At 65.7% G+C, this 5,316-nt stretch carries 5 protein-coding genes and 1 pseudogene; 3 read left to right on the plus strand and 3 right to left on the minus strand.

The annotated features are described in order from the left end of the window. From EN991_RS22205 to EN991_RS22215, 3 genes and pseudogenes are all read left to right on the plus strand, one after another. A pseudogene (locus EN991_RS22205) lies at positions 1-329 on the plus strand (hypothetical protein); the annotation flags it as partial. Next, entirely contained in the window at positions 326-955 is a 630-nt protein-coding gene (locus EN991_RS22210) for a hypothetical protein (RefSeq protein WP_127369562.1), read from the plus strand. The pseudogene EN991_RS22205 and the gene EN991_RS22210, both read left to right, overlap by 4 nt. After that, positions 952-1,521 carry a hypothetical protein gene (locus EN991_RS22215; protein WP_127369563.1) on the plus strand — a complete coding sequence of 190 codons (570 nt, stop codon included), beginning with the start codon at positions 952-954 and terminating at the stop codon, positions 1,519-1,521. The genes EN991_RS22210 and EN991_RS22215 overlap by 4 nt, the downstream gene beginning before the upstream one ends. 27 nt (positions 1,522-1,548) lie before the next feature. On the opposite strand, the gene EN991_RS22220 is transcribed toward EN991_RS22215, so the two are convergent. The 3 genes from EN991_RS22220 to EN991_RS22230 form a co-directional block, all read right to left on the minus strand. Beyond that, positions 1,549-2,838 (minus strand): hypothetical protein, encoded by a 1,290-nt coding sequence (locus EN991_RS22220; protein WP_127369564.1) that lies wholly within the window; start codon positions 2,836-2,838, stop codon positions 1,549-1,551. A 109-nt stretch (positions 2,839-2,947) separates the two neighbouring features. Then, on the minus strand, positions 2,948-3,964 hold the full coding sequence (locus tag EN991_RS22225; RefSeq protein ID WP_013530576.1) for an ABC transporter permease: 1,017 nt from the start codon (positions 3,962-3,964) through the stop codon (positions 2,948-2,950). Further along, the coding region (locus EN991_RS22230) for a sugar ABC transporter ATP-binding protein (protein ID WP_164769291.1) at positions 3,961-5,316 on the minus strand (1,356 nt) is incomplete at its 5' end. The genes EN991_RS22230 and EN991_RS22225, both read right to left, overlap by 4 nt.

Raw genomic sequence — 5,316 nt, forward strand, 5'->3', positions numbered from 1 at the left:
ATCTGACCAATCGCACGGCGCAATCCGACAAGGCTTATTTCAACGTCTTCAAGCCGGACGGGATCGACCTGCCCGATTCCACGCCGATGATCGCGCTGGCCCGCGATTCGACGCTGACGCCGGAACTGCATCCCGGCATGACCGAACGCATGGCCTATGTCTGGCCGCTTGCCGGTAACGCCGCCGTGCCGGCAAATCTCAGCTTCGGCGTCACCGCCGAGATCTTCAAGCCGCGCGACAATCTTTACGGCACGCCGGGCTGGTTCAATCCCTATCGGCTCGGCACCGTCACCATGCCGGTCGCCGACCTGCCCGAGAGCGGCTCATGAGGATCCGCGCCATCGGCAATCTCCTGATCGTCGCCGCCACCGTGGCGCTCAGCTACGGCATGCAGGTGTCGAAGCCGCATTATGCCGAACTTACCGCGCCGATCCCCATCGATGGCGCCATGCACGACACGGTGCGGGCGCGCAGCTTCGATGTCCGCCTCGACAGAATGGTCTTTGCGCGCACGCTGAAGACCAACCAGTTCGGCCAGGAAAGGCTGCTGACCACCAGCGGCCTGTGGGCGGTGGCGACGACCAATCTCACCGCCACCAGCACCTCCACCACGGTCGCCGACGGCACCTGGCAAGGCCCGACCGGCCTGCGCTACCGCCAGACGGAGCGGCTCAACTATCGCCAGGATATGCCGCCACATGCCGTCGATCCAGGGCTGGAGAGAAGCGGCCTGTTCGTCTTCGAGTTGCCGGCCGACCAGATCCGAGGCGCCAGCCTGCTTATCGCCGCACGTCAGTTCGGCCCGCTCGACGCCCAGGCTCGCATCAGCCTCGATGCCGTTCCGACCGGTGCCGATGGTCAACCGGCGGATGTCTTGCCGCTATACGATCTCGACGCTCCTGCACCGCCGCAGGGCCAGACACGGCAGGGCCAGACACGGCAGGGCAAGACATGAGCGCGGTTTCAACCGACATCGACCCAGCCGGCGGTGGCGAGAAAAAATGGCGACGGCGCGGTCTTGCCGCGCTCGCTATCCTGCTGCCGCTGACGCTGGCCGAAACCAGCTATGAGAGCATCCGTGAATGGCTGCATGGCGAGGACCTCATCGCCAGGGATGTCGAGTTTGGCCAAGGCGCGCCGTTCGGCGGCAGCGAATGGCGGCTGGCCGATTTGCGCGGCGGCAAGGCCGGCCGCTTGCCCGACCATGCCATGGCCGTCATCGCCACCTTCGCCGTCACGGTCGGCGATCCCGATCTGCAAAAGCAGTGGCTGGGCTGCAAGGTGATGCTGACCGACGCCGCCGGCCGCCGCTGGCTGCCCGACTTCATCCCCGGCGTCAGCCTGCCGGACGGCGTGATGAACTGCACCTCGGCGATCTTCTCCGGCGCCAAAAAGGGCGAAATCATCAGCGTCGGCGAGACCTTCATCGTGCCCGAGGATGCCATCGAGACCATCCGCCCAGCCATTGGCCTGGGCAGCGAGCGCCCCTGGTTCCTGCGTTTTCAGCGGCCGCCGAAGTGACAGCATCCTTCTCCCCGTAAAGAAAGCTCACTTCCCCGCCCGCTTCGCCATCGAAAACGCCGTCTCCAGCACGGCGGCGAGAAAGCATATGCGCAGCGGCTCGATCAGGATGCCGGTGGAAGAATCCTGGAACGGGCTGCCGAAGAGCAGCGTCACGGCATGCGAAAAAATCTGCCAGATATCGAGCTCGTGTGGGCCGATCAGCCGCGTCGCGCCGAGCCACAGCCAGGCCGCGCCCCAGTCGAGCAACCGGTAGCCGACCACCAGCGTGCACAACAGCACCAGGCTGGCGCTGACCGTCAGCCGCACGCCGTTGGCGATCGGCAGATAGCGCGAGCGGTAGCCGGCGATGAAATGCTCGACGAAATCGCGCAGGAATTTCGGCAGGCCGGCATAGCGCTGGCCGGCACGCTCCAGCCGGCCGTGCACGCGCATCAGGGCAGCATCGTCGCGCACATCATAGCCGTAGATCAGCGCCGCCATCACCAGCCAGATCAGCGGCAGGAGCATGAAGAAGAACAGGTTGATCGCAGCCGTCGACGGCGCGATCGAGGAGATCTCGACCGGCACCATGGGTGCGGCCGAGGCCATCGGCACCGGGTTTGCCAGCCCGTCCACCGATGCCTGCAGGACCGACCAGAAATTGCGGCTCATCAGCCATTGCAGCGCCGAGTCCTTCCAGCGGCTGATCACGTAGAGACCGACGAAAATCCAGTTGGTCTCGCAGATCACCACCACGATCTGCCAGAACGACTCCGCACCTGTCTTAGCCTGCATGAATTTGGCCAGCCGGCGGATCAGCCAGGACACCGCCACGGAGACCAGCAGCCAGCGCGAGTCGAGCACGTCGAGCACATCAGCGCTCTGGCCGAAATCGGCCTGGTCGAGTGTTTCGCGCGAATACTGTCGCACGATGTCGCCCAGAAATCCCCAGGCGGCATAATAGGCGAAGAACGGCAGAAGCGCGATGGTGATCATCCGCACCAGCCGCGAGCCGCGCCGGTCAGCCTCGGCACCCGGCTTCGTTTGCGTCTCGGTGGTTGCGGCCTTGTCGGCGCCGCGCTGCGCGGCCACCACATGCGGCAGGCCGGGGCGCAGCACGTGGAACATTGCCACCGTCATCACCAGCTGCGCCAGCGCCACCAGCGTCAGCATCGCCAACCCGGCGAAGTGATTGGCCAGCGCCACCTTCGCCGCCAGCAGCATGAGGAGATCGCCGACCAGCACGCCGGCCAGCACGAGTGCCATGAGTTGCGGCCAGAACCGCCGCAGCAGCGAAAAACCTAGGGTGATCGGTCTGATGATATCGGCAAACATGAGGTTCTCTCACGATGCCACCCGCCAAAACCTTTCTAGCAAAGCATGATTGTTTTGCAAGGAATGGGGCTCCCTTCTCCCACTGTGGGAGAAGGGAGAACCGTCCCCCTCACCGTCGCACCCTCGACTTCAGCCACCGATCAAACGCCACCGCCAGGATCAGGATGAGCCCGATGACGATGCTTTGCGTGTAGGACGAGACATTGTTGAACTGCAGCCCGTTCTGCAGCACGCCGATCAGCGCCGCGCCCACCACCGTGCCGCCGACCGAGCCGATGCCGCCGAACAGCGAGGTCCCGCCGATGACGACGGCCGAAATGACGGTCAGTTCGTAGCCGATGCCCGCCACCGCTTCCGAGGAGTTCAGCCTGGCCGACAGCACGAAGGCCGCGAGCCCGGCGAAGAAGCCGACAATGACGTAGACCGAGACCAGGATGCGGTCGACGCGCAGGCCCGACAGCCGCGCTGCTTCCGCATTACCGCCGACGGCATAGACGGCGCGGCCATAGCGCGTGTAGCGCAGCACGATGTGGCACAGGATGGCGGCCGCCGCGAAGATCAGCGCCGGCACCGGCACCGGGCCGATCAGCCCGGTGCCGAACCAGCGCATCGAGGCGTCGAAGCCCGAGATCGGGCCGCCATTGGAGATGGTCAGCGTCAGCCCGCGAAACACCGTCAGCCCGCCCAGCGTGACGACGAAGGGCGGCACTTTCAGCCGGGTGATGACAAGTCCCTGCACGCCGCCGGCAGCGGCTCCGACGATGATGGCGGCCAGCAGCGCGGCGAACCAGCCGAACCCTTGCGTGCCGCTCGTCGACAGCGACAGCGTGTTGGCCGTGCCGCCCTTGGCGACCACGGCGGCGACCATGCCGCAGAAGGCGAGCAGCGAGCCGACCGACAGGTCGATGCCGGCGGTAAGGATGACGAAGGTCATGCCGAGCGCGATCAGCCCGGTGATCGAGATCTGCCTTGTGATGTTGAACAGGTTGATCGGGTCCATGAAGCTCGGCTTCAGCACCGTGAAGACGATGATCAGCGCCACCAGGAACAGCAGCGGCCCGAAGCTCATCAAAAGCCGCGCGAAGTTGATGCCGCCGCGCTGATCCTGCTCCCCCGCCACGCTCATAGTGTCTCCTTGCGGTCGAGTGCCATCAGTTCCATCAGTCTTTCCTCGTTTGCCTCGACGCCCGGCATCTGGCCGGTGATGCGTCCGCGGCGCATGGTGACGATGCGGTCCGAAACCGCCAGCACCTCGGGCAGCTCGGACGAGATCATCATCACCGCAATGCCGCGCGCCGCAAGCTGCACCAGGATCTGGTGCACCTCGGTCTTGGCGCCGACATCGACGCCGCGCGTCGGCTCGTCGACGATCAGCACTTTCGGATCGCGCGCGAGCCAGCGCGCCAGGATCACCTTTTGCTGGTTGCCGCCCGACAGGCCCTCGATCGCCTGCTCGGCCGAAGCCATGCGGATCGACAGCATCTTTCGAAACCCGGACAGCGCATCGCGCTCGCGCCGCTCGGCCATGAAGCCGAAACCGTTGCTGAAGCTGCCCAGCGAAGCGATGGAGAAATTCGGCAGGATGCCCAGCGCGGCAAAGATCGCCTGGTGCTTGCGGTCCTCCGGCACCAGGCCGATGCCGAGCGCAATGGCGTCCGCGGGCGATGCCGGGGCGATCGGCTCGCCGTCGAGCGTGATGGTGCCGGCCGCGATGCGGTCGGCGCCGAAGATAGCGCGCGCCAGTTCGGTGCGGCCTGAGCCGACAAGCCCGGCAACGCCGAGGATTTCACCGGCCTTGAGGTCTATGTCGACGCCGTCGAGCACGATGGCGTGTGGCGCCTCGGGGTCGCGCACGGTGCGCAGGCCGCGCACCGACAGCACGACATCGCCGGCCACCGCGCGTTGCGCCGGCCGGGCGTAGAGCTCGGACGCCGCGCGGCCGACCATCTTCTCGATGATTTTCGGCAGCGCGATCGGCCCGCCTTCACGGTTAAGGTGGCCGGCAAGCCTGCCGTCGCGCAGCACCGTCATGCGATCGCATATGGCGGACGCTTCCTCCAGCCGGTGGGTGACGAACATGATGGCGACCTTGTCCTTGCGCAGCCGGTCCATGATCGACAGCAGCCGCTGCACCTCGGTCTCGGTCAGCGCCGAGGTCGGCTCGTCCATGATGATCAGCCGGCTTTCCAGCGACAGCGCCCGAGCAATCTCGACCAGTTGCTGCTCGGCCACCGACAATGCCGAGACCGGCGTCATCGGGTCTATGGAGAGACCGACGCGGGCGATGATCGTGCGGGAATCTTCCTCCATCTTGCGCCAACTCACCAGCCCGAGCGGGCCGATCGGCGCGCGGCCGATAAAAATGTTCTCCGCCACAGTCAGCGTCGGGATCAGGCTCAGTTCCTGATAGATGGTGACGATGCCAAGCCGCTTGGCATCCTGCGGGCTGGAGGGATGATAATCGGCACTGTCGAAGAT

Source organism: Mesorhizobium sp. M7A.F.Ca.US.005.03.2.1 (assembly GCF_003997795.1).
Taxonomy (GTDB): domain Bacteria; phylum Pseudomonadota; class Alphaproteobacteria; order Rhizobiales; family Rhizobiaceae; genus Mesorhizobium; species Mesorhizobium ciceri.

Excerpts from the sequence above, each read along its gene's own strand:
- EN991_RS22210 (WP_127369562.1), top strand. The coding sequence starts at position 326 with ATGAGGATCCGCGCCATCGGCAATCTCCTGATCGTCGCCGCCACCGTG.
- EN991_RS22215 (WP_127369563.1), top strand. The coding sequence starts at position 952 with ATGAGCGCGGTTTCAACCGACATCGACCCAGCCGGCGGTGGCGAGAAA.
- EN991_RS22220 (WP_127369564.1), bottom strand. The coding sequence starts at position 2,838 with ATGTTTGCCGATATCATCAGACCGATCACCCTAGGTTTTTCGCTGCTG.
- EN991_RS22225 (WP_013530576.1), bottom strand. The coding sequence starts at position 3,964 with ATGAGCGTGGCGGGGGAGCAGGATCAGCGCGGCGGCATCAACTTCGCG.